Source organism: Allobosea eneae, assembly GCF_042657265.1.
Taxonomy (GTDB): Bacteria; Pseudomonadota; Alphaproteobacteria; order Rhizobiales; family Beijerinckiaceae; genus Allobosea; species Allobosea eneae.
In genome coordinates this window covers 1-2,360 of the sequence record NZ_JBHSLW010000051.1, presented here as the reverse complement: position 1 = coordinate 2,360, position 2,360 = coordinate 1, and the positions used below count along the sequence as shown (strand labels likewise).

Sequence of the window (2,360 nt, the reverse complement as noted above, 5' to 3'; positions counted from 1 at the left end):
TTCAGGAGTGAGTGGCCGGAAGACTGGCCGCTGATCGTCGCCGCCGTCGCCCGCTATTACGGCGGCGGTTTCGTCAGCGCCGAGGCGCTGACCATCGGCGAACTGCGCTGGTGGCACAATTGCGCGGCCGAGCTCGAGCGGCGCGCCCGCGAGGAGAGCTGAAATGGCGGCCGGCCGCGACATGAAGGTCAGCGTCCTCGTCCAGCTGGTCGACCGGCTTACAGCACCGCTGCGGGGCATGATGCGCGGGATCACCGGCATCGGCTCCGGCATCGCCAATATCGGCCGCCAGATCGGCGTCGTCGGCGGCGCGCTCGCCGGCCTTTCCTTCATGGCGCCGATCCAGCAGGCCGCCGCCTGGGACGCCTCGCTCCGCGACATCGCCATCACCGCCGGCAAGACCGGCGGCGCGGTCGAGAGCATGATCGGCGACATCTCCGCCCGCTATCAGAAGCTCGCTCTGGAGACCGGCCAGCGCTCGGCCGAGCTCGCCAAGGGCGCGCAGCTCCTCGTCGCCTCCGGTATGGATTCCGGCCTGATCGACAAGCTGATGCCGACGATCGGCCGAGTCGCCACGGCGGCGAACGCGACAATCGAGGACACCGCCAAGACCGCCTTCGCCCTCTCCGACACCCTCAAGGTCGCGCCCGACCAGATGGAGGCCGCACTCGGCAAGCTCGTCACCGCCGGCAAGCTTGGCCGGTTCGAGTTCAAGAACATGGCGGCCGAATTCCCGGCGCTGACCAATCAGATGGCGAAGTTCGGGATCACCGGCATGGAGGCGGTCTCCAGCCTCGGCGCGTCCCTGCAGATCGCCATGCTCGGCACCGCCAATCCCTCCGAGGCAGCGACGAACCTCAAGAACTTCCTGACGAAGATCAACGCGCCCGAGGCGATCAAGAAATTCGAGAAGGAACTCAAGGTCGACGTCACCGGCGTGATGACCGATGCGGCGGCCAAGGGCATCAACCCGGTCGAGGCGGTCATCCAGAAGATGTCCGAAAAGCTGAAGGTGCCGCAGGCCGAGATCGACAAGATCATGAAGAAGGCCAATGCCGGGCCGGGCTCCGACAAGGACAAAGCCGAGGCGGCGCGTCAACAGATTTCGCAGCTCCTCTCGGGCACCAAGGTCGGCCGGCTGTATGCCGACATGCAGGTGCTCGACTTCCTGATCCCGACGCTGCTCAACCTCGACAAGCTCAAAGACTTCAAGTCGCAGGTGGCGTCGGCCGGATCCGAGGTCATCAACCAGGACTTCGAGAGCAGAATGCGAGGGCTGTCCCAGCAGCTCGTCCAGTTCGGTGAGATCGGCACGCAGGCGCTGCGCCGCATCGGCCTCGCCTTCGCCTCGAACCTGCCCATGGCGAATCGCGCGATCGCCGATTTGCTGCGCTGGGTCGCCCAGATCGATACCGTCTGGCCCGGCCTGATAGACAGCGCCTTGTCCTGGACCGGAGCGCTGCTGGCGCTCGGCGTCGGCGTCGCCGTGCTCACGCCGGTCTTCGCCGGTCTCGCGGCGGTGCTCGCCGTGGTCAAGGCGGCGCTGCTGGCGTTGCTCTCGCCGATCGGCCTGGTCGCCGCCGTCCTGGCGAGCTCCGCCGCCCTGATCATCAGCCGCTGGGAGACCTTCGCGCCCTTCTTTGCTCGCCTCGGCGACTCGATCGCCGCGCTGGCCGGGCCGCTGCGCACCTTGGCCCAGGGCCTCATCAATCTCGATTTCGGCAGCGTGGTCGCCACGCTGTCGCGGCTCGGGCCGATGCTGGCCGAGGCCTTCCGGCGCAGCTGGGACATCCTCAAGATCGCGGCACGCATGGCGCTGGCCGAGCTCGACAAGATCTTCGGGACGAACTTCGCCGGCACCGACACGCTTCGCACGCTGGTCGCCGGCATCATCGGCGTCTCGGCCGCCTTCGTCGCGGCGCTGCCGGTGCTCGCCGCGATCGGCGCCGCTATCGCCGCCGTCGGGGCGGTGATCGCCGCGGTGACCTCGCCGATCTCGCTGGCAATCGCCGGCATCACCGCGCTCGCGGCGGCCGGGATCTACCTCTACAACAATTGGGAGACGGTGAAGGGCCAGCTCGCCAGCGTCTGGGACAGCCTGGGCCAAGCGGCCGGCAGCGCTTGGGACGGCGCCAAGAGCAAGGGCGACGAGTTCGCCAGCTGGATCGGCGCTCTGCCAGGGCGGATCGTCGCAAGCCTCGGCGACCTCGCCGGCCAGCTCATGCAGGCGGGCCAGTCCGGCCTGCAGGGTCTGCTTGAGGGCGCCAGCGCGAAAGCCGATGAGCTCGTGGCCTGGGCTGGTCAGCTCCCGGGGCGGATCGTCACCGGCCTTGGCGACCTCGCCGGCCAGCTCACGCAGG

General features: G+C 68.4%; 1 protein-coding gene. It reads left to right on the top strand.

Going from position 1 to position 2,360, the window contains the following annotated elements; genetic code table 11:
• Positions 1-163: 163 nt before the first annotated feature.
• Positions 164-2,360 (top strand): phage tail tape measure protein (locus ACFPOB_RS24635; protein WP_377800984.1); only part of this gene is annotated, 2,197 nt, incomplete at its 3' end.